The organism is Kitasatospora sp. NPDC057940, from assembly GCF_042887425.1.
GTDB lineage: Bacteria > Actinomycetota > Actinomycetes > Streptomycetales > Streptomycetaceae > Kitasatospora.
In genome coordinates, this window is sequence record NZ_JBHVPH010000011.1 from 87,692 (window position 1) to 111,936 (window position 24,245).

Sequence of the window (24,245 nt, forward strand, 5' to 3'; positions counted from 1 at the left end):
CGCCGAGCCGGGCGGGCCCGGGGCGCGGCCGACAATCCGCCAACTCCCTTGTCAGGAGCGCAGATGCGCCGTACTGCCCGGGTGCGCTCGCGTGCCCCCCGTCTGTTCCCCTGGGCCGCCGCGCTGGTCGCGGCCGCCGGTCTCGGCCAGCTCGCCGCCCCGGCCCCGCACTCCGCCGCCGCGACCCGGATCTCCGCCGCCGCGGCCGCCGTGACCGCGGCCTGTGCGGGCTCCGACTCCGACTCCGACGCTGTCGACGCCGCCGCCCGCAAGCCGGCCGGCGGCCAGGCCGGGCATGACCCGAACGCCGTCACCGCCGCCGAGGCCCGGGCGATGCAGACGGACCTCGACGACCGGCTCGCCCGGCTCTCCTCCGCCCACGCCCGGATCGGCGCCCCGACGACGGTGCCGGTCTACGTCCACGTGATCCACGCCGGTGACACCGGCCGGCTCGACGGGGGCGTCGTCGCCGCCCAGATCGACCACCTCAACGCGACCTACGGCGGCCAGGGCGACGGCAACACCCCCAGCCAGTTCCACTTCGAGCTGGCCGGCACCGACTACACCGACAACGCCTCCTGGTACGACGGCATGACCCCCGGCTCCGGGGCCGAGGCGGGGATGAAGAACGCGCTGCGCAAGGGTGACGCGGGCACCCTCAACCTCTACACCGCCAAGCTCGGCCAGTCCCTGCTCGGCTGGTCGACCTTCCCGAGCGCCTACGGCTCGAACCCCGCCGACGACGGCGTGGTCGTCCTGGACGCCTCCCTGCCGGGCGGCGCCGCCGCCCACTACAACGAGGGCAGCAGCGCCACCCACGAGATCGGCCACTGGCTCGGCCTCTTCCACACCTTCCAGGGCGGCTGCCTGCCCCCGGGCGACTACGTGGACGACACCCCGCCCGAGCGCACCCCCGCGTACGGCTGCCCCGAGGGCCGCCACACCTGCACCGGGCCCGGCCTGGACCCGATCCACAACTTCATGGACTACAGCTACGACTCCTGCATGAGCCAGTTCACCCCCGGCCAGGTCCAGCGGATGGCCGACTCCTGGGCCGCTTACCGGAGTTGAGCCGTCGGGGCTCGTCCGACGCCCGGGCGTCCTCGCAGAACCACAGAACCACAGAACCACAGAACCGCAGAACCGCAGAACCGCAGATCGTTCAGGCCCATTGCCATCGATCTGAATGCAAAACGCCGATCGCGGCGTGGCAAATGCCGACAACACGCCCGATTTGATCTATGTTCGGGGTGTCGGGACCGAGCAGGAACTGAGCGCCAAGGAGTAACGCCATGAGTGCCAACCCCCGGATCGTCGTCGGCGTGGACGGCTCGCCCGCCTCGGAGCAGGCGCTGCGCTGGGCGGTCGACTACGCACGGGCCGTCGGCGGGACCATCACCGCGATCGCCGCCTGGGAGTACCCGGCGTTCTACGGCTGGGCCGCGCCGAACGTGCCGTCCGCCGAGGTCTTCAACCCCGAGGAACTGGCCGGCAAGACCCTCTCCGACACCGTCGTCAGGGTCGTCGGCGACGACCCGGGCGTGCGGATCAGCGAGAGCGTGATGCCCGGCAACGCCGCCCAGGCCCTGCTGGAGGCCGCCAGGGGCGCCGCGCTGCTCGTCGTCGGCAGCCGCGGCCTCGGCGGCTTCTCCGGCGTGCTGCTCGGCTCGGTCAGCCGCCACCTCACCGAGCACGCGCCCTGCCCGGTCGTCGTCGTCCGGGAGGGCCAGGTGGCCGAGGCCGAGTAGCGCGCGGCCCCGCCGGGTCGCCGCGCGGTGGAGGATGGAGACATGCCAGAAGGTGACTCCGTCTACCGCGCGGCGGCCCGGCTGCACGAGGCCCTCGCCGGACAGGTGCTGACCAGCGCCGACCTGCGGGTGCCCGCGCACGCCACCGCCGTCCTCGCCGGCCGCCGGGTGCTGGAGGTCGCCCCGCGCGGCAAGCACCTGCTCACCCGCCTCGAAGGCGGCCTCACCCTGCACACCCATTTGCGGATGGACGGCCGCTGGGAGGTCTACCGGCCCGGCGAGCGCTGGTCCGGCGGCCCCGCCTGGCAGATCCGCGCCGTCCTCGGCACCGAGCGGGGCACCGCCGTCGGCTACCGGCTGCCCGTCGTCGACCTGCTGCGCACCGCCGACGAGCAACGCGCCGTCGGCCACCTCGGGCCCGACCTGCTCGGCCCCGACTGGGACCCGGTGGAGGCCGTCCGTCGACTGCTCGCCCACCCCGGCCGCCCGCTCGCCGAGGCGCTGCTCGACCAGCGCAACCTCGCCGGCATCGGCAACGTCTACGCCGCCGAACTCTGCTACCTGGCCGGCGTCACCCCGTGGACCGAGGTCGGCCAACTCCCGCGCCCCGACCGGCTGGTGGAGCGGGCCCGGGAGCTCCTCGACGCCAACCGGCTGCGCCCCGGCCACATCACCACCGGCGACACCCGGCGCGGCCACCAGCACTGGGTCTACGGCCGGGCCGGCCGCCCCTGCCCGCGCTGCGGCACCCTCGTCCGGACCGCCCGCCAGGGCACGCCCCCGCAGGACCGGGTGGCGTACTGGTGCCCCTACTGCCAGCGCGGCCCGGCCCCCGCCGATGCGGGCGTCAGGTCCGCTCGACCAGAGCCGGGTGACGCGGGTCGTCCACCCGGACGGTGATGTCGGCGGCCTCGGCCGGGCCGGTCTCCGCCTCGTAGCGGGCGAAGGCGGGCAGCGTCCACTGCTGGTCGGCGGGCGTGCGACGGGCCAGGGCGGTCGGGGTGAGCGCGAGGTGGACGGCCAGCTCCAGCGGCAGCCAGCGGCCGAGCAGCAGCGCGCCGTCCAGCAACAGCACGCCGCCGGGCGGCAGTTCGGCGTACGCGGCGCGGGTCGAGCGGTCCGTCACCGGGTCGCGCAGCGAGGGCAGGACGCGGCCGCTGGCGCCGGGCTCCAGCGGGTCCAGCACCTCGCGCAGCAGGGCGCGGTCGTCCAGCCAGAGGTCGTGGAAGGCGTCCGCGTCCTGGTGGCCGTACTCCAGCCGGATCGAGGCCGGGCGCAGGAAGCCCGCCGCCGACACCCGCAGCGCGGGGCGGCCGCGCAGCCGCAGCGGCTCCACCAGGGCGTCGGCGAGCACGTCGGGGCGGGCGGCGGGTGCGCCGTCCACCGCGACCCGCAGCCACCGGTCACCGGCGCCGGGCAGCGCGGCGATGCGGTCGGCGAGCACGTCGGCCAGCCGCTCGGGGGAGATCGGGTGCACCTGCATCAGGCCATCCTGTCGTGGCGTCGTGCCGTCGTGGCTGTGGTGCCGTCCTGGCTGTGGTGCCGGGCGGTCAGGTGAGCGGGAGGGCGTGCAGCACGTCGTCGTGGCCGGCGTAGAGGTGGTTCGCGTCGGCGGCGAGCGACCAGACGTCCTTGCCGGGGCCCGAGTCGAGGAACGTCCAGCGCGGCGTGCCGTTCGCGGTGTCGATCGCGCACACCCCGGCGGCCGCCGGGCCGGGGACGAACAGCGTGCCGCCGACCACCAGCGGATGGCTGCGGCGGTCCAGCAGGAACGGCAGCCGGTAGGCCCACTGCCGTGCGCCGGTGACCGCGTCGTGCCCGGTGACCAGGCCGTTGTCGCGGGCCAGGTAGACCCGCGGGCCGTCGGAGACCGCGGGCATCGCCCGCCACGACTCGCCCCGAGCGGGGGAGACCGTCCAGGCCGGCTCGCCGCCGGGGCGCAGCGCGCGGACGCCGCCGGACCCGTCGGGGACGTAGACGTGCACCGGGCCGCCGACGCACCAGCCCAGGTCCCCGGCGCCGGGGGCCGTCCACAGCTCCCGGCCGTCGGCGGCGTCCCGGACCACCAGCTCGCTGCCGTTGCCCAGGTTGCGCAGGCACGGGAGGCGGCCGCCGGGCGTGGTGACCGGGGTGAACGGCTGCTCGTTCCGGTCGGTGGGGAGGTGCCACAGCATCGAGCGGTCGGCGACCCGGACGGCGAAGAGCCGGCCGTTCGGCGTCGAGCTCTCCCGTGACCAGTCCCAGACGTAGCCGTACAGGGTGCCGTCGTCGAAGCCGGACAGCTCGACGGAGCCTTCCAGGTCGTCGGGCAGCGGCAGGCTCCAGTCGGCGGCGCGGTCGCCGAGGTGGCGGGCGTCCAGGTGGCCCGGGGAGGTGGTGAAGAGCCGGTCCGGCCCGAGCACCGCCTTGCCCGGCACCTCCAGGTCGCTCGGCCAGTTCCCGCGCGGCCGGTCGAGGGTGAGCAGCCGCGCCGCCTCGCCGGTGGCCGGGTCCAGGACCTGGAGCCCGGTCCGGGACAGGAACACCGGCCGGGTCGGCGGGCCGGTCAGCCGCTCCGGGGTCATCGCCTCCGGCCCCCGGTACGTCCACAGCGGGGTCGGTCCGGACAGCGCGGTCGGCTGCGGCTTCGGCAGCGGGGCCGGCTGGTCCGCACCCGAACGGCCGAACGCCCACACCGCCGCGCCCGCCGCCAGCACCCCGGCTCCCGCCAGCAGCCCGCGCCGGCTCAGCCGCGGCCCGTCCCCGCCCCCGCCGACCACGTCCACGGGCTCCCGCGCGGCGCCGTCCGCCTCCCCGTCCCACTGCCACGAGGCCTCGCGCACGGGCCCCTCGGACGACGGCGACTGCATACCGGCTCCCACCTCCCCCAGGGCGCCCCGCGCGCCACCACTCGCCCGGAGGATATCGAACAGCCCCCGAACCACCCGAAACCCCGACCCGGGGCGCAACGGTCCGCAGGAGCGGAGGCGCGCGCCCGTCAGTGGTGCGGGGGGTGGTCGGCGAGGTCGGCGAGGACGTCGGCGTGGCAGGGGAGCGGGGCGCACCAGCAGCCGAGGCGGTGGCCGCGCAGGGGCGGGACGAGGGCGAGCAGGTCGGGGCGGGCGAGGAGGTAGGCGCGGTAGTCGGCGACCATCTGCTCGCGGGTGAGGTCGGGGCCGGGGCGGTAGGGGCAGTGCAGCGGGGATTCGGGCAGGTGCCAGCCGCCGCGGTGCATGGCGCGGCCGACGTAGACGACGTCGGCGCAGGAGGGGTCGTCGCGGTGGCCCTTGAGGTTGACCACGGTGGTGCGGCCGGAGGTGGTCGGCATGCCGTCCATGCTGGCGCAACCGGGGCCGACGGGCACCCGGGGCCCCTGGGGGCTCGCCTTGACACGCCCCGGGGCCCGGCGTAGCAAAAGAGCATGCGCCATCCGCACGCGGGCGGCCGTGACCGGGCGGCGCCGCCCGGCCCGCACCGGCCGCAGGAGCCCCACGCCGCCCCGGCGGCGGCCGAGCGGGACGACCTGCTGGCGGGCGCCGTCCGCCGGGCGCTCGGCGGCACCGGGGCGTACGGGGCGATGGTGTACCTGCGCTCGCGGGACGGCCGCTCGCTGGTGCTCTGCACGATCGCGGGCGTACCGCTGTCGATCATGAGCCCGTTCCGGCGGATCGCCGCCGCCGGCCCGCTGCCCGTCGCCGTCAGCTTCCGCACCGGGCGGACCATCACCCTCGCCGACACCGAGGACACCATGCGGCGCTTCCCGCAGCTCGCCGTCGGCATGCCGTACGACTTCGCCTCCGCCTGCGTGCCGGTGGCGGGCGGCGGGGAGCGGTTCGGGGTGCTCAGCGTGTTCTGGCCGGCCTCCGACGACGGCGTCCCGGAGGACGCCGCGCCGCGGCTGGCGGAGGTGGCCGGGCGGCTGGCCGCCGGGCTGGCGGGCCTGGCGGCGGCCGGGCACCCCGTGGAACCGGGCGGCGACGCGGCCGTGGTCGAGCTGCCGCCGCCGTCCGCGCCGACCTGCCGGCTCGGGATGTTCGACTGGAACGTCGCCACCGGGGCGCTGGCCGCCGACCAGCAGTTCCTCGCGATCTTCGGCCTCGAACCCGGCGCGTTCGACGGCACGCTGGCCGCCCTCGGCAGCCGGATCGCCCCCGGTGACCTGCCCGAGTTCCGGGCCGCCGCCCGGACGGCGCTGGCCCGGGGCGAGGTGCTGGCGGCCAGGGTCCGGGTGCTCGGGCCGGACGGCCACCCGTACCCGGTGGAGCTCTGGGCGCGGGTGCCCGCGGCGCTCTCGGACGGCCGCACCCATCTGGTCGGCGCCGTGCTGGACGCCCGCACCCTCACCGCGGCCGCGGCCGCCGTCGAGCGACTGCGCGCGGGCGTCTTCTCGCTCGACCCGGACGGCCGGGTCAGCTACGCCAACCGCGCCACCGAGCCACTGCTCCAGGCGCGCCGCGAGGACCTGGTCGGCCACCACCTGTGGGACGTGCTGCCCTGGCTCGCCGACCCCTTCTTCGAGAACCGCTACCGGGCCGCCCTGCTCTCCCAGCAGCCCACCGCCTTCCTGGCCGCCCGCCCGCCGGACGGCTGGCTCGCCTTCTCGCTCTACCCCGACACGCACGGCGTCACCGTCCGGGTGGTGGCCGCCGAAGCCCCGCCGGGCGCCGCCGAACCGCGGGCCGCGCCCCCGCCGCCCGCGGCCCGCGGCGCCACCCCGACCGACGCCCCCGCCGGCATCGGCGGCACCTACCACCTGCTCCAGCTCGCCAGCGCGCTCACCGAAAGCGTCACCGTGCGCGAGGTCTGTCGGGCCGTGGCCGAGGAGATCCTGCCGGCCTTCGGCGGCCAGGAGCTCGCCATCTACGGGGTGCGCGACAAGCACCTGCACCTGATCTCGCAGACCGGCTACCCGGACGGCTTCCTGGACGCCTTCGAGGGCACCCCGGTCGCCGCCCGCATCCCCGGCGCGGAGACGCTCAGCACCGGCACCCCGATCTTCTTCGAATCGGTCCGCGAACTCGCCGCCGCCTACCCCGGCCTCGCGCTCGACGAGATGGGCGCCTGGGCCTTCCTGCCGCTGATCGCCTCCGGCCACCCCGTCGGCAGCTGCATCCTCGGCTTCGACCGGCCGCGCCCCTTCACCGCCGAGGACCGCGGCCTGCTCACCGCCCTCGGCGGCTTCATCGCCCAGGCCCTGGAACGGGCCCGGCTGTACGACGCCGAGTTCACCCTGGCCCGCGGCCTCCAGCAGGCGCTGCTGCCGCACCGCCTCCCGGACGTGCCCGGCATCCGGATCGCCGCCCGCTACCTGCCCGGCACCCAGGGCATGGAGATCGGCGGCGACTGGTACGACGCGATCGTCACCGGCGGGGACGTCACGCTGGTGATCGGCGACGTCGAGGGCCACAGCGTCGGCGCGGCCGCCACCATGGGCCAGCTGCGCAGCGCCGTCCGCGCCTTCGCCACCGGCGGCGACCCGCCCGACCAGGTGCTCGCCCGCACCAACCGGCTCCTGCTCGACCTCGACCCCGGACTGCTCGCCAGCTGCTGCCTCGTCCGCCTCACCCCCGCCGACGGCCGCGCCCGGATCGCCCGGGCCGGGCACCTGCCGCCGGTGCTGCGCTTCCCGGACGGGTGGGCCGAGGCGCTGTACGTGCCGGGCGGGCCGCTGCTGGGCGTGGAGGAGCTGGCCGAGTACCCGGTCAGCGAGCTGCGCCTGGAGCCCGGCACGGTGGTCGCGCTGTACACGGACGGGCTGGTGGAGGATCCGGCGGTGGCGATCGACCAGGGGGTGGACCTGCTGCGGGCCGCGCTCGGGCGCGGCGGGGAGCAGGGGCCGGACGGCCTGGAGCTGCTGGCGGAACGGATCCTGCGCGAGGTCGGCTCCTCGCACCGGGTGGACGACGTGGCGCTGCTGCTGATGGCCTTCGGTGAGGACGACTCCACGGGCATGCCCACGGGGGTGCCCGGAACGCCGTGAGCGGCGACTTTCGTCGGGGGCGGGGGCGACGAACGGTGGCGGCGGCCGGGCGGCGCGTCCCGATAGCCTCGACGGGTGGATGCGATGGCGCGGGCCTGGAAGAAGGCGGTACGGACGGCGTTTCCCGGGCCCTGGCCGCCCCGGCGGGTGGTGGGCCAGGGCGCGCTGGCCCTGCTGATGGGCGGGGTCGCGGCCCTGCTGGAGGTGGCCTCCGGTACCGGCCACCCCGTCCTGGTGGGGCTGGGGGTCGCGCTGCTGTGGGTGCTGCGGCCGGCCTTCCCGGCGACGGTGCTGCTGCTCACCTCGGCCGCGGCCGGCTGGGCCGTCGGCCCGATGCCGCTGCTGGTCTGCGCCGGCTGGTCGGCCGGGGCGAGGCTGCGCAAGGTCACCGCGCTGGTCGGCACCTTCGTGCTGAGCTGGGTGCTGTTCATGGTGACCGGGGTGCTGAAGGACGCCGGCTCGGCTTCGCCCAAGCTGATCGTCGGGCTCTCGCTCGGCGGCTTCCTGCTGGTCGCCGTGCTGCCCGCGCTCTGGGGCCGCTACCGGGCGCAGCGCCGTGCCCTGCTGGACGCGCTGCGCGAGCGCAACGACCAGCTGGTGCGCGAGCGGGTCATGGTGGTGCACCAGGCCCGGCTGCGCGAGCGGCACCGGATCGCCCAGGACATGCACGACAGCCTGGGCCACCAGCTGGCGCTGATCTCCGTGCACTCCGGCGCGCTGGAGGTGGACCGTACGCTCAGCGACCGGCAGCGCGAGGCGGTCGGGGTGCTGCGGCAGGCGGCGGTCGCGGCGATGCGGGAGCTGCGCGAGGTGGTCGGCGTCCTGCACGACGAGTCGACGGCGGTGCGGCCGGTGACGGACACGGCGCCGGCCCGGGGCGGGGTGGACGGGATCGAGGGGCTGGTCGACTCCTCGCGGGCGGCCGGTGCGCGGGTCTCCTTCTCCCGGGAGGGCGAGCCGCGTCCGCTGGCCGCCGCGGTGGACCACGCGGCGTACCGGATGGTGCAGGAGGCGCTCACCAACGCGCACAAGCACGCCCCCGGCGCGCCGATCACCGTCGCGCTCCGGTACGAGCCGGACGCGCTGGTGGTGGAGGTGGTCAACCCGTGCGCCCCGGAGCCTGTGGGCGTGCCCGCCGGCGCGGGCCCGGCGGTCAGCGGTGGCCAGGGGCTGACCGGCCTGCGCGAGCGGGCCCGGCTGGTCGGTGGCATGGTGCACGCCGGGCCGACGCCGGACCAGGGGTTCCGGCTGGCCGGCGTGCTGCCGTACGAGGGGGCGGAGGGTACGGGCGACGGGGCCGCGGCGATCGCCGGGGTCGACGACTGGGTGCTGGACGGCCTGCCGCCGGTCGTCGGTGCGGAGGAGGGGCGGCGCAGTCCGGCGATCGGCTGCGCGGTCGGGGTGGGGGCGGTCGGCCTGACCGTGCTGGGCCTGCTGATCTGGGGCGTGGTGGCCTTCGTCCAGGGCACCGGCGACGCGACGGTGCCGAAGTCGGTGTACGACGGGCTGGAGACCGGCACGCCGGAGGCCGACGTGCTGAACCGGTTGCCGCCGGGGAACACCTTCTTCACCGACGACTACCAGGGCAGCGGGCCCAAGCCCCCGGAGGGCTCGCACTGCCGCTGGTACCTGTCCGGTGACCTCAGCGACACCTGGGGCCAGGACAACGTGGTGCGGTTCTGCTTCAAGGACGGGGTGCTGGTGGAGAAGGAGCACTACCTCACGAAGTCCTGACCGCCCTGACCGCCCTGACCGTTCGGAGCGCCCTGACCGCTCGGACCGGGTGGGGCGCGGGTTTCGGCCGGATGTGAGGATGGTGTTCCTGCCGCAGCACCGTTCGAGGGGAATGACCAGCCGTGATCCGAGTCCTCGTCGCCGACGACGAGCCGCTCATCCGCGCCGGGATCAGGATGATCCTGGGCTCTGCCGCCGACATCGAGGTGGTCGCCGAGGCCGCCGACGGGCGGGAGGCGCTGGAGCTGGCCCGGGCGCACCGGGTGGACGTGGTGCTGCTGGACATCCAGATGCCGGTGATGGACGGGCTGACGGCGCTCGCGGAGCTGCCGAGGGTCGCACCCGGCGCGCGGGCGCTGATCCTCACCACCTTCGGGGAGCGCGAGAACGTCCTGCGCGCCGTGACCGAGGGCGGCGCCGGATTCCTGCTCAAGGACACGGCGCCGCACGAGCTGATCCAGGCGGTGCGCGCGGCGGCCGGCGGGTACGCCTTCCTGTCCCCGGCCGCCACCCGGCACATCGTCGACTCGCTGGCCTCCGGGCGCAGCGGTTCGGCGGCCGCCCGGGGTGCGGAGGCCCGGCGCCGGCTGGAGGTGCTGACGCCGCGTGAGCTGGAGGTGCTGGCGCTGCTCGGCGAGGGGCTGTCCAACGCGGACGCGGGGGCGCGGATCCACATGAGCGAGGCGACGGTGAAGACGTACGTCAGCCGGATCCTGGCCAAGTTGGGCTGTGAGAACCGGGTGCAGGCGGCGCTGTTGGCGCGGGACGCGGAGCTCGGCGCCCGGGACTGAGTGCGTCCGACCGGTCGCGGAGCGTGTCGGGTGTGGCGGATACCACCAAATGGCCCGGCGGAACGGGGAACTCCGGCTTCGGTGGTGACGGTACGTCAGCCCATGGTCACGGTGGGTGGATGGTGTGCTCGGGCTCACAGGTGGACAGAGGTGAAGAGGGGGCGTGAAAGTTGATCAGTTGATCTTGTAAATGTGGTCAAACCCGGTCGAACTGGGCACGGCACCTTGATCAATACCGCCGGTAACAGTCAACTGACCTGCGGGGAGCAGGAATTGCTTGCTGCACCCCGAGGTGGCCCGTAGCTTCATTGGCGGTGCAACGAGCACCACCCGGGTTCACCCCGACGCATGGCCCGCCGACCTGACCCCCGGCGCCAGGGCCGTGCCCGCCGACGCGACCGGCTCGAACAGGTCGTCGGCGAGTGGAGGTGGCCGGGGCGGCACGGCGCGTCCCAGACGTGTCCGGCCGCCCGTCGAGCGAGGTGAGCGCAACTATCGGCCCGTCATGGGTCTGGTTCCGCCTGCCCGCCCGGGGCTTGCCGAGAGGACTTATATGACTTCCCGTCACGAGACCGCCGCTGCCACCGACACCACCGCCACCAAGCGCAACCGCGTGCGGATGGCGGTCGTCGCGGGAGCCGCCGTCGCGGCCCTGCCGGTGGCCGGCCTCGTCACGGCCACCTCGGCCTCCGCCGCGCCCACCTCCAGCTGGGACTCCGTCGCCCAGTGCGAGAGCGGCGGCAACTGGAGCATCAGCAACGGCAACGGATTCTCCGGCGGACTGCAGTTCACCCCCAGCACCTGGAGGGCGTACGGCGGCACCGCCTACGCCCCCCAGGCCCACCAGGCCAGCAAGGCGCAGCAGATCACGGTCGCCGAGAAGGTCCTCGCCTCGCAGGGGCCCGGCGCGTGGCCGGTCTGCTCCAAGAAGGCCGGTCTGAGCAAGGGCGGCGCCCCGGCCGCCGTCGACACCGCCGACACCACCGACACCGCACCCTCGAAGCCGGCCGCCAAGCCGGCGCCCAAGGCCAAGACGCCCAGGACCCAGGCGCCGCAGGCCCCGCAGGCGCCGAAGAGCAAGCCGGTGCCGAAGCAGCAGGAGGCGTCGAAGCCGCAGCAGTCGGCCAAGCCGGCGCAGTCGGCGCCGTCCTCGGAGAAGAACACCTCCGGTGGCGGCTACACCGTCAAGAGCGGTGACACGCTGAGCGGCATCGCGGCCAAGTTCGGCACCGACACCGGCAACCTGTACGACAAGAACGCCCGTACCATCGGCGGCGACCCGGATCTCATCTTCCCGGGCCAGACCCTGACCGTCTGACACCTCCGCACCCGCGCCGAGCGGCCGCCCCTCCCCGGGGTCGGCCGCTCGGCCCGGCGCGTTTCCGGGGCCGGGCACGAGGGAGGGGCCGGGCGTGAGGGGGCGGGCGTGCGCGCGGGCGTGAGGCTGTGTGCGCGGGCGCTTCGGGAGATAGTTGAAGGTTGAACGCGACGTCTGAATACCGCCGGAGCTTTCCGGCGCCGAGGCCCAGGATCGAGTCATGTCCGAGATCGGAACCGGGGGTTCTGATCGGAACGAGTCGGATCACATCCGAACGAGGAGTTCTGGAGATATGACGATGAACGGTGCGGCGAAGCTCGACGGCAAGGTGGCCCTGGTGACCGGCGGCAGCCGGGGGATCGGGGCGGCGGTCGCGCTGCGGCTGGCCGAGGACGGTGCCGACGTCGCCCTGACCTACCAGGGCGGGGCCGAACTGGCCGAGCAGGTCGCGGCGAAGATCACCGCGATGGGGCGCCGCGGCTGGGCGGTCCGCGCGGACTGCGCCGACCCGCAGGCGGTACGGGCCGTGGTCGCGGAGGTCGCGGAGCGGTTCGGGCGGCTGGACGTCCTGGTGAACAACGCGGGCGTCGGTGTCCTCGGCCCGATCGGTGACCTGGCGCTCGACGACGTCGACCGGGTCCTGGAGGTGAACGTCCGGGCGCCGTTCCTGTTCGCCCAGGCCGCCTCCGCGCACCTGGCCGACGGCGGGCGGATCGTCACCATCGGCAGCTGCATCGCCAAGCGGGTCGCCTTCCCCGGCGCCACCATCTACTCGCTCAGCAAGGCGGCGATGATCGGCCTGACCAAGGCGCTGGCCAGGGAGCTCGGCCCGCGCGGGATCACCGCGAACGTGGTGCACCCCGGCCCGATCGACACCGACATGAACCCGGCGGACGGTGAGGCCGCCGAGCTCCAGAACAGCCTGACCGCACTCGGCCGCTTCGGTACGGGCGCGGACGTCGCCGCCGCCGTCGCCTACCTGGCGGGCGAGGAGGGCCGGTACGTCACGGGCGCGGAGCTCGCGGTGGACGGCGGGTTCGCGGCCTGACGGCCGGGGACTGGTACCCAGGGACTGATGCTGGGGGACTGACGCTCGGGGTCTGACGGCCCGCAGCGCGTCGCAGTACGGAGACCGGCCCGGTGGTGCGACCACCGGGCCGGTGTCGTGGCGGGCGGTCGTCGACGGGCGCGTTTACGATCGCCCGGTCCGAGCGGTGCTCCCGACCGCACCCGGCCACGCCGGCGACGCGCTCCCGACCGAGAGGTGTGCCATGACCGCAGCGGAAGACCCGATCGAGCTGCTCGCCCGGGCCCTCGCGCAGACCGCCGGGCTGATCGACGGCGTCGGCGTCGAGCTGGCCGGGCACCCGACGGCCTGCCGCTCCTGGGACGTCGGCGACCTGGTCAGCCATCTGCTGTTCGACCTGCGGCAGTTCACCGTCCGGGCCGGGGGCGGGCAGCCGGACTGGTCGCAGCCCTTCGAGCGGGTGGAGGAGGACTGGCTGCACGCCTTCGAGGCCGGCGCCGAGGAGCTGGTCGACGCCTGGCGGGCGGCGGGCGACCTCACCGGCACGCTGGAGGTCCCCGGCGTCGGTACCCTGCCGGCCCGCTTCCCGGTGGACCAGCAGATCGCCGAATTCGCCGTCCACGACTGGGACTTGGCCCATGCCACCGACCAGTCCACCGAGGGGCTGGACCACGAGGTGGCCCTCGCCGCCCTGGCCTGGGCCCGCGGCGCCCTCACGCCCGGGTACCGCGGCTCCGAGGAGGAGCAGCACGCCTTCGGCCCCGAGGTCGCCGTGCCGGAGGACGCCCCGCCGTACGACCGGCTCGCCGGCTTCTTCGGCCGCGACCCGGAGGCCGCGCGGCCCTGAGTCCCGCTGATCCGGAAGCCTCCACGGGCTCCGCGTCACCCCTCTAGCGGACCGCATCCGGGCAGGTCAGAGGCCCGGTCGGCGCGGCCGGACCGGGGTTGACGGCGGTGTGCCCTTCCACCACCCTTCCACTAATCGAATAGTGAAAGGGTACTTTGCCGATGCGCCTGTTCCGTCCGCCGCGTCGACCTGCCGTCCTGGCCTGGGGCCTGGCCGCGGGGTTCGCCGCGCTCTACACCTGCGTCGCCGTCAACCGCTACCGGCGCGGCCTGAGCAAGGCCTACGACCTGGGCATCTTCGAGCAGGCCGTCCGTGCGTACGCGCACGGCCAGGCGCCGATCGTGCCGCTCAAGGGGCCCGGTTACCACCTGCTCGGGGACCACTTCCACCCGCTGATCGCCGTGCTCGCTCCGGTCTACCGGTTGTTCCCGGGGGCCGTCACCCTGCTGGTCGCCCAGGCGCTGCTGATGGCGCTGGCGGTCGTGCCGCTCACCCGGTGGGCGTACGAGTCGGGCGGGCCGCGGGTCGCCCTGGTGATCGGATGCGTGACCGGGGCGTCCTGGGGGATCGTCCGGGCCGTCAGTGACGACTTCCACGAAATCGCCTTCGCCGTACCGCTGTTGGCCTTCGCGGCCACCGCGCTCGGCCGGCGCCGCCGGCTGGCCGCGGCGCTGTGGTCGCTGCCGCTGCTGCTGGTCAAGGAGGACCTCGGCCTGACCGTGGCCGCCTTCGGCCTGCTGATCGCCTGGCAGACCCGCCGGGGCGGGCGCGGCCGGCGCGGCCCGCTGCCGGGGCTCGTGCTCGCGGGCGTCGGGCTCGCGGCCACCGTGCTGACCGTGACGGTGGTGCTGCCCTCGTTCAACCCGCACGGCGGGTTCGACTACTGGCAGCAGCTGGACGGCGGCGGGCAGTCCTCGCCCTGGTCGCTGGCGGCCCGGATCGGCTGGCCCCCGGTCAAGTGGCTGCTGCTCTTCCTGCTCGCCGCGACCGCGGGCTTCCTCGGGCTGCGCTCGCCGTTGGTCCTGCTCTGCGTGCCGACCCTGGGCTGGCGGCTGCTCTCGGCCAACCCGCACTACTGGGGCGTCAGTTACCACTACAGCGCGGTGCTGATGCCGCTGGTGCTCGCCGCGCTGGTGGACGCCCTGACCCGCACCGACCCGCGCCGGGCGCGGCGCGCGCTCGCCGTCAGCGCCCTGGTGGCGGCCGTGACGGTGCCGGTCTATCCGCTGCACGAGGTGGTGATGCCCGAGGCGTGGCGCACCTCGGCCCGGCTCGCGCACACCCGGGCGCTGCTCGGCTCGATACCCGACGGTGCGACCGTCGCCGCCTCCAACCGCCTCGCCGCGCAGCTGACCGGCCGGGCCACCGTCACCCTGGTCTGCCGTGCGCCGACCGGGCCGGGGCCCGAGTGGGTGGTCGTGGACCGGACGGACCCGAGCGTGCAGGCCCCGTGCGCGACCGCCGACACCGCCCGGATGCTGGTCGAGTACGAGCGGCGCGGCTACCGGCGGGTCGTCGACCAGGACTCCCTCCTCTTGCTGCAGCGGCCCTGACCGTCCGCATCGCCGGGCCCCCGGTCCGGGTTGACCCGGGCGCCGCAGTGGGTCACTATTCCACTATTGGACTAGTGAAAGGTCGAATCGCGTGTGATCGAGTACCGCATCGAGCGGCGCAGCGGCGTCTCCACCTACCAGCAGATCGTTCAGCAGACCAAGCAGGCCTTGCGGCTCGGGCTGCTCCAGCCCGGGGACAAGCTGCCGACCGCGCGGGAGGTCGTCGAGCTGACCGCGATCAACCCCAACACCGTGCTGAAGGCCTACCGCGAACTGGAACGCGAGGGCCTGGTCGAGCCCCGGCCGGGGCTCGGCACCTTCGTCCGGCGCTCGCTCGCCCGGCCGGAGGCGGCCGCCGACGGGCCGCTGCGCGCGGACCTGGTCGGCTGGGTGGACCGGGCCCGAGAGGTCGGACTGGAGCGTGAGGACATCGCCGCGCTGATGGCCTCCGTCCTGGAGCAGCGATTCGACACCGGGGTCTCCCCGGAAACACCGAGTTAGAGGACAGTGGGGGGACCGGGTGGACGACCCGATGAACACACCACCGGCAGCGGCGGCGCTCGCGGCCGACGGCCTGGGCAAGCGCTACCGGGGAGAGTGGGCGCTGCGCGACTGCACGTTCGCCGTCCCGGCCGGGCGGATCTGCGGGGTGGCCGGCCCCAACGGTGCGGGCAAGAGCACCCTGCTCGGCATCGCCGCCCGTCTGCTCACCCCCACCGAGGGGGAGCTGCGGGTGTTCGGTGAACCCGCCACCACCGAGGACCTGCGCGCCCGGGTCGCGTACGTGGCCCAGGACAAGCCGCTCTACCCCGGCTTCACGGTGGCCGAGACCCTGCGGCTCGGCCGGGAGCTGAACCCGTCCTGGGACCAGGACCTCGCTCAACAGATCATCGATCAGGGCGAGTTGCGGATGAGGGCGAAGATCGGTTCGCTCTCCGGCGGCCAGCGCACCCGGGTCGCCCTGGCGCTCGCCCTCGGCAAGCGCCCCGACCTGCTGCTGCTCGACGAGCCGATGTCCGACCTCGACCCGCTCGCCCGGCACCAGCTGATGGGCACCCTGATGGCCGAGGCCGCCGAGCGCGGCACCACCATCGTGGTCTCCTCGCACATCATCCCCGAGCTGGACGGTGTCATCGACTACCTGCTGCTGGTGCAGTCCGGGCGGATCCGGCTCTGCGGCGACGTGGAGGACCTGCTGGACGGACACCAACTGCTCACCGGCCCGGTCGGCAGCGCGCTCCCCGAGGACGTCCTGGTCGAACAGCGCGCCACCGGCCGCAGGGTCGACGCGCTGGTCCGCACCGGCGATCCGGTCGACGGCCCGTGGGAGAGCGGCCGGCCGAGCCTGGAGGAACTGCTGCTCGGCTACCTCCGGAGCCCGGCCGGCAGCGCCCGGGCCGCCACCGGACCGGGCACGCAGGCCCAGACGACCGAGAACGGGATCGCCGCATGAGCACCAACGTCCTGGCCGACCGCGCCACCACCGCGGCGCCACCGCGCGAGCCGCGGACCACGCCCCGCCCGGGCGGCCTGCTCTGGCTGAGCTGGCGTCAGAGCCGCACCGCGCTGTGGGCGATCGCCGTCCTGGTCGTCACCGCGTCGGCCACCCTGCTCTGGCTGCACTTCACCGTCCAGTCGCTGATGGCGGATCTGCACCGGGCCGAGTGCTCCGACATCGCCAGCTGGTCCAACGCCGGCTGCCAGGGCATGGTCGGGCCCATCATCCGCCGCACCTCCCTGTACATCACGTGGCTCCAGCCGGTCCTGGTCGCCGTCCCCCTGTTGATCGGCATGTTCCTCGGCGCCCCGATGCTCGCCCAGGAGTACGAGCGGGGAACCGTCCGCCTCGCCTGGACCCAGTCCGTCAGCCCGCTGCGCTGGCTCACCGCGCGGATCGCCCTGCCCGGGCTGGCGGTGCTGGCCGCCGGTGGGGTGCTCGCCGTTCTGGCGACCTGGGTGTGGCGCGCGGACATCGGCGGCCGCCCGTTCGCCTTCGATCCGCCGTTCCAGGGCCTCACCTACCCCGGCCTCGGGGTGGTGCCGGTCGCCTGGTCGCTGTTCGCGCTGGCGCTGGGCCTGCTGGTCGGGCAGGTGCTGCGCCGCACGGTGGCCTCGGTCCTGGCCACCGGCGTGCTGCTGGCGGTCGTCCACGGCCTCCTCCGGTGGAACCGCGCCTCCTTCTATCCGTCGGTCAGGGAACTGGTCCCGCACAACGTCTACTTCGGGCAGCCCACCAACGCGTGGCTGGTCGACCGCGGGGTCGTGCTCCAGGACGGCCGGTGGGTCTCGGACCAGTTCTGCTGGGACGGCGACCGAACGAGGGGCTGCGAAGGCGTCACGAACAACTGGATCGAGTACCACCCCGTCGGGCACTTCGTGCCGATCCAGCTCGTCGAGACCGGGATCCTGGTGGCGCTCACCGTCGTGGCACTGACGGTGCTCTTCCTCCGGGTGCGGCGGGACGGCAACTCGCTGCGGGCGACCCGGCGGGCCTGACGCCCCGGGGCCGCGGCCCCGGGTGGGCGTCAGTCGCGGCTCCAGCGGAGTTCGACCTCCGGGAAGCGCGGTGACGGGCCGTCGAGGAGGGGCGCGGGGCGGCCGCGGAGGAAGTGGTCGGCGAACGCCCGGGTGTAGGCGCGGGTGAGCTCGGTCGCCCTGGCCGGGGCGATGGTGCCGAGCAGCGCGGCGTAGCTGTCGGCGGGAATGTGGCCCGGCAGGTTGCCGGGGAGGGCGGCGTGCGGCAGGTCGGTGAAACTGAGGTGGCCGGCGCCGAGGGTGCGCAACTGCCGACCCCAGGCGTGCTGGTGGCTGCGCCAGCGCTGCCAGGTCTCGTGGTCGGCGAGGGAGGTGAGCAGGAGGAAGGGCCGGTCCAGGCCGAGGTCGGGAACGGGCGAGCCGAACAGGCCGCCGTCCAGGTTGAGGCCGATCCGGAACCGCTCGTCCAGGCGCATCGCCTCGGCGGCCGCCGAGCCGCCCATCGAGTGGCCGAGCACGCCGATCCGGCTCCCGTCGACGCGGAAACGGTCCTGGCGCTCGGTCAGTTCGGTAGTGACGAAGCGCAGGTCGGCGACCCGGGCGGCGATCTCGCGGCGCTCGGCGGCCTCCAAGTCGGCCGGCTCGTCCTCCAGCACGGTGCGCACCAGCCGGCCGTCCGGGAACTCGACGGCGAGGGAGTCGTAGGTGTGGTCGACCGATGCGACGAGGTAGCCGTGGGCGGCCAACTCCTCGGCCAGCGCGGTGCAGTTGCTGCGCAGGCCGGTGCGGCCGTGGCCGAGCAGCAGCAGCGGGAGCGGGCCGGGGAGCGCGGGTGCGTCGGTGCGGGCGGTGGAGCGGAGGGCCGCGATGGTGCCCGGATCCAGCGAAACCCGCTGATCGATGGCGGCGGCGACCCGGGGCGTGGTGTACGGCGCGCGGGGGTGGCCGGCGGTGGCGCGGGCCGGGTACCAGAGCTGCACCATCAGCTCGCGCGGGCCGGCGGCGGGCACGAACGGGTCCGGGCGGTCGCGGTCGACCAGGTGCAGGGTGGTCGTGCCGACCGGGCGACCGGTGGTGGGGGTGGGCAGGTCGATGGTGCGCGGCCGGGCGGCCTGAGCGGGCTGCGAGGCCTGGGCGGCCTGGGCGGGTCCGGTGGGCAGCAGGGCTGCGGCGCCGCCCAGACCCGCGAGTGCCAGCAGTGAACGGCGCCTGATCATCCAGCATCCCTAGGTGGTGGGGTGGTTGAGGTCCGGTCAGCCTAAACGGTCCGGACCGACCGGGCCAGGGGTGGTGGAGCGGTGCGGTCAGGCTCCTGACTGCCGGGCCGCCGCCTGCTTGATGGCCTCGCGGATGCGCGGGTAGCTGCCGCAGCGGCAGATGTTCTGGATCTGGTCGATGTCCGCGTCGGTCGGGTTCGGGGTGCGGCGCAGCAGGGCGACGGCGGTCATGATCTGGCCCGGCTGGCAGAAGCCGCACTGGGCGACGTCGCAGCCGAGCCAGGCCTCCTGGACGGGGTGCAGGGTGTCGCCGTCGGCCAGGCCCTCGATGGTGGTGACGCGGTGGCCCTCGCAGTCCTTGACGGAGCGGGTGCAGGGCTGGAACTCCTCGCCGTCCAGGTGGCTGGTGCAGGCGCGGCAGACGCCCACCCCGCAGCCGTACTTGGGGCCGGTGACGCCGAGCTTGTCGCGCAGCACCCAGAGCAGCGGCATGTCGTCCGGGGCCTCGACGGTGACGGGATGCCCGTTGAGGACGAAGGTGTGGGTGGGCATGGGGTGGTGGGGTTCCTTGGCTGGGGGAGTCAGAAGTTGATCGGGAAGGAGCGCGGGCTGGTGCCGGTCGCGCGCGCGTAGGCGTTGGCGACCGCGGCGGAGGCCGCCGGGACGCCCAGTTCGCCGGCGCCGCCGGGCGCTCCGCTCGGCGGCATGAGGTGGATCTCGACGGCCGGCGGGGTGTGCCGCTGCCGGGCGTACCGGAAGTCGGCGTAACTGCCCTCGCGCACGGCCCCGTTGTCGATGTGGTTGCCGGCTTGCAGGATGACCGAGATGCCGTCGATCAGGGCGCCGGTGAGCTGGGCTTCCAGGCCCCGGGGGTTGATGACCCGGCCGACGTCGGCGGCGATCACGGCCTTGGTGACCCGGGGGTCGGCCGGGTCGGTGGCGTCGAGCTCGACGAGGTAGGCGGTGCACCCGCTGTTCTCGTCGTGGTAGCCGATGCCCTGGGCGTGGCCGGGGGGCATCGGGCGGCCCCAGTTGCCGGCCTTGGCGACGGTGTCGAGGACGGCCCGCCCGGCGGCGCCGCGCAGCCGGGCGCGGCGGAACGCGACGGCGTCCTGGCCCATCCGGCGGGCGAGTTCGTCCATCATGATCTCGTCGGCGACCCGGACGGTGCCGGAGTAGACCGACCGCCAGCTGCCGGTGGGTACGTCCAGCGGCACTTCGGCGAGCAGCTGGGTGGGGATGCCGACGTTGTACGGGTTCTTCTCGCTGAGCAGGAAGAAGGCCTGGGCGAGGCTGAGCCCGGCGAGCGTGAGGTTGAAGCCGGCGGCGGTGAGCATCTCGCCGAGGCCGTGCCGGAAGTCGGTCTTGACGGTGGCGGCGCGGTGCTCGTAGCTGAGCACCTGGCCGAGCGCGTAGGTGGCCCGGATCCGGTGGTGGCTGGCGGGGCGCATCCGGCCGTGGCGCATGTCGTCGTTGCGCGTCCACATGAGTTTGACCGGTCGGCCCGCGGCCTTGGAGATCTGGGCGGCCTCCAGGGCGGCGTCGAAGAACAGCCGTCGGCCGAACGAGCCGCCGCCGCGGACCACGTGGACGGTCACGGCGTTCTGCGGGAGGCCGAGTTCGGCGGCGATGGCCTGCTGGGCGACGATCGGCGTCTGCGCGGCGAACCACAGCTCGGCCCGGTTCGGCCGTACGTCGGCGATGGCGGTCAGCACCTCCATCGGCGCGTGGTTGACGAAGGCGAAGTCGAATTCGCCGTCCACGTACTGGGTGAGCAGCGGGGGGATGAGGAACGGCGCGTGGGCGGCGCGCAGTCGGGCGCGGATGTCGGGGGTGGAGAGGTTGGCGACCGGGCCCGGGTTCCAGGAGGTGCGCAGCGCGTCGCGGGCCTTGAGCGCCTGGTCGAAGGTCTCGGCGAGGACGGCGACGCCGCTGGGGATCGGGACGACGCCGAGCACGCCGGGCATGGCGCGGGCGGCCGAGGCGTCCAGGGTCCTGACCGTGCCCTTGATGGTGGTCGGGCGGGCGACGACGGTGGGGACGGCGCCCGGGATCGCGAGGTCCCCGGCGTACTTGGCGCGGCCGGTGACGATGTCGCGGGCGTCGATCCGGCCGGTGGGCCGGCCGACCAGGCGCAGCTGGTCGGCGGTCTTGGGGGAGCTGGACACGGCGGGGAGTGCGACGGCGGCGGCCTCGGCGGCGAGGTCGCCGTAGCCGGCGCGGCGGCCGTCGGGGGCGAGGACGGCGGAGTCGGCGGTGCGCAGGGTGTCTGCCGGAACGTTCCAGCGCCGCGCTGCGGCGGTCACCAGCCGGGCGCGGGCGGCGGCGGCCGCGGCGCGCACCGGGTCGTACAGCGAGCGCACCGAGTTGGAGGCGCCGGTCAGCTGGTTGAAGAGCAGTTCGGGGCGGCCGTCGGAGAGCGGCACGTCCACGTCGCCGATCCGGGCGTCGAGTTCCTCGGCGACGAGCATCGCGATGGCCGTGGTGAGGCCCTGGCCGACCTCCAGCCGGGGCAGGTGCAGCACGGCGCGCCCGGCGGCGGTGAGTTCCAGGACGAGCAGGTGCGAGGTCGGCAGGCCGGCGACGATCAGCGCGTCGCCGAGGTCGAGGATGTCCGGGATGCCGGGCAGGCCGATCAACTGCGAGGGGGCGGCGGCGTCCTGGGCGACGGCGGCGGCGCGGACGGCGGCCCGCGCGGTGGCGGGCGCGGCGGCGTCGAGGCCGAGCCGGGCGCCGACGGTGAGGGTCGGGGCGGCCAGCAGGTAGGTGAGGAAGCGGCGGCGGCGGGTGCCGGCGCCGTCCCGTGCGTCGCCCGGGTGGCCGGTGTCGCCCGGGTGGCCGGTGTCGTCCGAGCGGGCGATGGAGGTGCTGATGGGAAGAGCCCTTCGAGCCGATGACGGCGGCGGATCGGGCGGGCACGGCGGCGCCGGGCCCGGTGCCGGATCGCGAATGCCGTTGAGCATAGGAGCGCGTTACTGACCGGTCAATACGGCAAAACTTGGCCCTTCGGCACGGTCGGTGACGCCCTGAGACCGGTGTGCGAGGCGGATTCGGAGCGGGTACGGAGGGCGCGGCGGCGGTACGGCCGGGGCCGGTTCCGGGCCCGCGGGAGGAGCGATTCGCCGCCGTCGTACGGGGGTTCAGCGCTCGCCCGCCGGTGCGGTGGGGACCGGAAGTGGACCAAGAAGTTCCGTGATCACTGGACCTTACCGCCGGTTCGCCTCCTGCCTAGGCTGGGCCGCGAACCGTTGCGAACACCCGGCCCGCGCGCCGCCCCCAGCCAGGAGACCCGTGTCGACCAGCAGCGCCCCGGCGCCCGCCCTCATCCCGCCCGCCGGGCCCCAACGGACCCTCGCCGCGGCCCAGTTGGCCAGCTCTGTCGGCGACGGCGCCTACTACACCTGCTCCGCGCTCTACTTCACCCACGTCGTCGGCATGTCGGCGACCGCCCTCGGCGCCGGCCTCGCCGTGGCCTGGGCGCTCGGCTCGCTGGCGGGCGTCCCGCTCGGCGCCCTCGCCGACCGCCGAGGCCCGCGCCGGACGGCCGTGGCGCTCGCCCTGGCCACGGCGGTGGTGGTCGCCGCCTTCCTGGTGATCCGCTCCTACGGGCCGTTCCTGGCGGCGGTCTGCCTCTACGCCACGACGCAGTCCGGGCTCACCGCCGCCCGGCAGGCGCTGGTCGCCACCCTGGTGCCGCCCGCCCAGCGCACCGGATTGCTCGCCCACCTCCAGTCGACCCTCAACGGGGGGCTGGCCGTCGGCGCCGCCATCGGCGGCATCGCGCTCACCGTCGGCACCCGGGCCGCTTTCCTCGGCGCCTTCGTGGTGACGGCGCTCGGCTTCCTGGCCGGTGCGCTGATCCTGCTGCGGCTGCCCGAAGCCCCGCCCGCCCCGGCCCGGTCGGGCGCCGGGCCCCGGCTGGCCGTCCTGCGCGACCGCCGGTACGCCGCCGTCGCGCTGGTCAACGCCGTGCTGCTGCTGCGGATGCCGCTGCTCAGCCTGGTCATCCCGCTCTGGATCGCCGACCGGGCGCCCGGGATCGGCTGGCTCGGCTCGGCCCTGTTCGTCCTCAACACCCTGGCCGTGCTGGTCTTCCAGGTCCGGGCGGCGCGCGGTGTCACCGGCCTGGGCCCGGCCGCGCGGGCCGTCCGCTCGGCCGGGGCGGTGCTGCTCGCCTCCTGCGCGGTGTTCGGCCTGTCGGCCCTGGACGTCCCGGTGTGGGCGGTCGCCGCGCTGCTGGTGGCGGCCTCCGTCCTCCAGGTGATCGGCGAGATGCGGCAGTCGGCGGGCTCCTGGCAGATCAGCTTCGACCTCGCCCCGCCCGAGCGGATCGGCCAGTACCAGGGCTTCTTCGGCACCGGCGTGGCCGTCGCCCGCACCCTCGGGCCGCTGCTGCTGACCACCCTGCTGCTGGACGGCGGGCTCGCGGGCTGGCTCGTCCTGGGCGGCCTCTTCCTGGCGGCCGGGTACGCGATGGGGCCGGTCGTCCGCTGGGCCGAGCGGGACCGCGACCGGGGCCGCCCGGAGCCGGTCACCCCCGCCGTCGCGGTCCCGTAGCGGCCCCGCGCCGGCCTTCCCCGCCGGCCCGGTGCCCTTCGCACAGGCTTTCCCCGCCGCCTCGACGGTGTCCTCGACGCCCCTGCGCGCCGCCCCGAACCGGCTGCTCAGCCCCGGTCGGGGCCCGCGCCGGCCGCCGCCGCCGCGAGCCCGCCCGAGAATGCTCCGACGGCTGACCGGAAACCGGTGGCCCGGGCCGCCGCCCGCTGGCATGCTGGCCGCGTGGACCGACCCCAGATCTGGCTCGACTTCGCCCCCGAGCTGCACCTCTTCGTCTCCGGGCCCCGGCGGGCCGGCCGCTCGGCGCTGCGCACCGACGGCACCTCGACGCTCGGCCATGTCGTCGAGTCCCTGGGCGTCCCGCTCACCGAGGTCGGCACGCTGCTGGTGGACGGCCGGCCGGTGCCCGGGTCGCACGTGCCGGTCGACGAGGAACACGTCACCGTCCGGGCCGTGGACCGGCCGCAGCCCTCGCCCGCCCCGCCGCGCTTCCTGCTGGACGTCCACCTCGGCACCCTCACCCGCCGGCTGCGCCTGCTCGGCGTCGACGCCGCCTACGAGAACCCGGACATCGGCGACGCCGCGCTCGCCGCCCGCTCCGCCGCCGAGCAGCGCGTCCTGCTCTCACGCGACCGGGGCCTGCTGCGCCGCCGCGAACTGTGGGCCGGCGCCTACGTCTACAGCCACCGCCCCAACGAGCAGCTGCGCGACGTGCTCTCCCGCTTCGCGCCCCCGCTCGACCCGTGGAGCCGCTGCACCACCTGCAACGGCACGCTGCGCGAGGCCGACAAGACCTCGGTGCGCGAGCAGCTGCGGGACGGCACCGAGCGCTCCTACGACGTCTTCGCCCAGTGCGTCGACTGCGGCCAGGCCTACTGGCGCGGCGCCCACCACGCCCGGCTGGACGCGATCGTCACCGACGCCCTCCGCGAGTTCGGCACGCCCGGCGGCGGCTGAGACCGGCGCGCGGCCGGCACGGGGCCACCGCCGGAGCGGCGCGGGGCCGGCGCGTCGGACTA

The 24,245-nt window shown here is 75.1% G+C and carries 21 protein-coding genes; 15 read left to right on the forward strand and 6 right to left on the reverse strand.

All coding sequences use genetic code 11. From position 1 onward, the window contains the following. Window positions 1-63: 63 nt before the first annotated feature. The 3 genes from ACFVTF_RS18835 (at window position 64) to ACFVTF_RS18845 (ending at window position 2,648) form a co-directional block, all read left to right on the forward strand. Window positions 64-1,071, forward strand: a complete 1,008-nt coding sequence (locus ACFVTF_RS18835; protein WP_387814757.1) for a zinc metalloprotease — start codon at window positions 64-66, stop codon at window positions 1,069-1,071. Between the two features lie 221 nt (window positions 1,072-1,292). Further along, window positions 1,293-1,748, forward strand: a complete 456-nt coding sequence (locus ACFVTF_RS18840; protein ID WP_387814759.1) for a universal stress protein — start codon at window positions 1,293-1,295, stop codon at window positions 1,746-1,748. Between the two features lie 42 nt (window positions 1,749-1,790). Continuing rightward, a complete protein-coding gene (locus tag ACFVTF_RS18845; RefSeq protein WP_387814761.1) occupies window positions 1,791-2,648 on the forward strand; it encodes a DNA-formamidopyrimidine glycosylase family protein in 858 nt (285 codons plus the stop codon). On the opposite strand, the gene ACFVTF_RS18850 is transcribed toward ACFVTF_RS18845, so the two are convergent. The 3 genes from ACFVTF_RS18850 to ACFVTF_RS18860 all read right to left on the reverse strand — a co-directional run bounded on the left by ACFVTF_RS18850 (window position 2,596) and on the right by ACFVTF_RS18860 (window position 5,055). After that, the gene (locus ACFVTF_RS18850; RefSeq protein ID WP_371521830.1) at window positions 2,596-3,231 is read right to left on the reverse strand and encodes a uridine kinase; all 636 of its coding nucleotides are present in this window, start codon (window positions 3,229-3,231) and stop codon (window positions 2,596-2,598) included. The genes ACFVTF_RS18845 and ACFVTF_RS18850 overlap by 53 nt on opposite strands. Window positions 3,232-3,298: 67 nt before the next feature. Further along, window positions 3,299-4,597: a PQQ-binding-like beta-propeller repeat protein gene (locus ACFVTF_RS18855; protein ID WP_387814763.1), complete on the reverse strand. Its 1,299-nt coding sequence runs from the start codon at window positions 4,595-4,597 to the stop codon at window positions 3,299-3,301. A 128-nt stretch (window positions 4,598-4,725) separates the two neighbouring features. Beyond that, entirely contained in the window at window positions 4,726-5,055 is a 330-nt protein-coding gene (locus ACFVTF_RS18860; protein ID WP_371521834.1) for a DUF4326 domain-containing protein, read from the reverse strand. Between the two features lie 93 nt (window positions 5,056-5,148). Between ACFVTF_RS18860 and ACFVTF_RS18865 the strand changes: the two genes are divergently transcribed. The 10 genes from ACFVTF_RS18865 (at window position 5,149) to ACFVTF_RS18910 (ending at window position 17,473) form a co-directional block, all read left to right on the forward strand. After that, the gene (locus ACFVTF_RS18865; RefSeq protein WP_387814765.1) at window positions 5,149-7,707 is read left to right on the forward strand and encodes a SpoIIE family protein phosphatase; all 2,559 of its coding nucleotides are present in this window, start codon (window positions 5,149-5,151) and stop codon (window positions 7,705-7,707) included. Between the two features lie 84 nt (window positions 7,708-7,791). Then, window positions 7,792-9,441, forward strand: a complete 1,650-nt coding sequence (locus ACFVTF_RS18870; protein ID WP_387814938.1) for a sensor histidine kinase — start codon at window positions 7,792-7,794, stop codon at window positions 9,439-9,441. 122 nt (window positions 9,442-9,563) lie between these two features. Further along, a complete protein-coding gene (locus tag ACFVTF_RS18875; protein ID WP_363374509.1) occupies window positions 9,564-10,232 on the forward strand; it encodes a response regulator transcription factor in 669 nt (222 codons plus the stop codon). A gap of 553 nt (window positions 10,233-10,785) precedes the next feature. Beyond that, window positions 10,786-11,550: a transglycosylase family protein gene (locus ACFVTF_RS18880; RefSeq protein ID WP_387814768.1), complete on the forward strand. Its 765-nt coding sequence runs from the start codon at window positions 10,786-10,788 to the stop codon at window positions 11,548-11,550. A 292-nt stretch (window positions 11,551-11,842) separates the two neighbouring features. After that, window positions 11,843-12,598: an SDR family NAD(P)-dependent oxidoreductase gene (locus ACFVTF_RS18885; protein ID WP_371521840.1), complete on the forward strand. Its 756-nt coding sequence runs from the start codon at window positions 11,843-11,845 to the stop codon at window positions 12,596-12,598. 223 nt (window positions 12,599-12,821) lie between these two features. Then, on the forward strand, window positions 12,822-13,424 hold the full coding sequence (locus tag ACFVTF_RS18890; protein WP_387814769.1) for a TIGR03086 family metal-binding protein: 603 nt from the start codon (window positions 12,822-12,824) through the stop codon (window positions 13,422-13,424). A 161-nt stretch (window positions 13,425-13,585) separates the two neighbouring features. After that, window positions 13,586-14,977: a DUF2079 domain-containing protein gene (locus ACFVTF_RS18895; RefSeq protein ID WP_387814770.1), complete on the forward strand. Its 1,392-nt coding sequence runs from the start codon at window positions 13,586-13,588 to the stop codon at window positions 14,975-14,977. 93 nt (window positions 14,978-15,070) lie between these two features. Then, on the forward strand, window positions 15,071-15,478 hold the full coding sequence (locus tag ACFVTF_RS18900; RefSeq protein WP_063350485.1) for a GntR family transcriptional regulator: 408 nt from the start codon (window positions 15,071-15,073) through the stop codon (window positions 15,476-15,478). 31 nt (window positions 15,479-15,509) lie between these two features. Then, window positions 15,510-16,430, forward strand: a complete 921-nt coding sequence (locus ACFVTF_RS18905; RefSeq protein ID WP_387814772.1) for an ABC transporter ATP-binding protein — start codon at window positions 15,510-15,512, stop codon at window positions 16,428-16,430. Then, window positions 16,427-17,473: a hypothetical protein gene (locus ACFVTF_RS18910; protein WP_387814774.1), complete on the forward strand. Its 1,047-nt coding sequence runs from the start codon at window positions 16,427-16,429 to the stop codon at window positions 17,471-17,473. The genes ACFVTF_RS18905 and ACFVTF_RS18910 overlap by 4 nt, the downstream gene beginning before the upstream one ends. Before the next feature lie 29 nt (window positions 17,474-17,502). Here ACFVTF_RS18910 and ACFVTF_RS18915 read toward each other — a convergent pair whose 3' ends face one another. The 3 genes from ACFVTF_RS18915 to ACFVTF_RS18925 form a co-directional block, all read right to left on the reverse strand. Next, window positions 17,503-18,669, reverse strand: a complete 1,167-nt coding sequence (locus ACFVTF_RS18915) for an alpha/beta hydrolase family protein (RefSeq protein WP_387814776.1) — start codon at window positions 18,667-18,669, stop codon at window positions 17,503-17,505. Window positions 18,670-18,756: 87 nt separating this feature from the next. Next, entirely contained in the window at window positions 18,757-19,221 is a 465-nt protein-coding gene (locus ACFVTF_RS18920) for a (2Fe-2S)-binding protein (RefSeq protein WP_387814778.1), read from the reverse strand. A 29-nt stretch (window positions 19,222-19,250) separates the two neighbouring features. Next, on the reverse strand, window positions 19,251-21,632 hold the full coding sequence (locus ACFVTF_RS18925) for a molybdopterin cofactor-binding domain-containing protein (RefSeq protein ID WP_387814780.1): 2,382 nt from the start codon (window positions 21,630-21,632) through the stop codon (window positions 19,251-19,253). 328 nt (window positions 21,633-21,960) lie between these two features. Here ACFVTF_RS18925 and ACFVTF_RS18930 point away from each other — a divergent pair, with 328 nt between their 5' ends. Then, complete coding sequence (locus ACFVTF_RS18930) at window positions 21,961-23,226, forward strand: MFS transporter (protein WP_387814782.1); 1,266 nt, start codon at window positions 21,961-21,963, stop codon at window positions 23,224-23,226. A 222-nt stretch (window positions 23,227-23,448) separates the two neighbouring features. After that, on the forward strand, window positions 23,449-24,183 hold the full coding sequence (locus ACFVTF_RS18935; RefSeq protein ID WP_387814784.1) for a Mut7-C RNAse domain-containing protein: 735 nt from the start codon (window positions 23,449-23,451) through the stop codon (window positions 24,181-24,183). The last annotated feature ends 62 nt before the right edge of the window (window positions 24,184-24,245 follow it).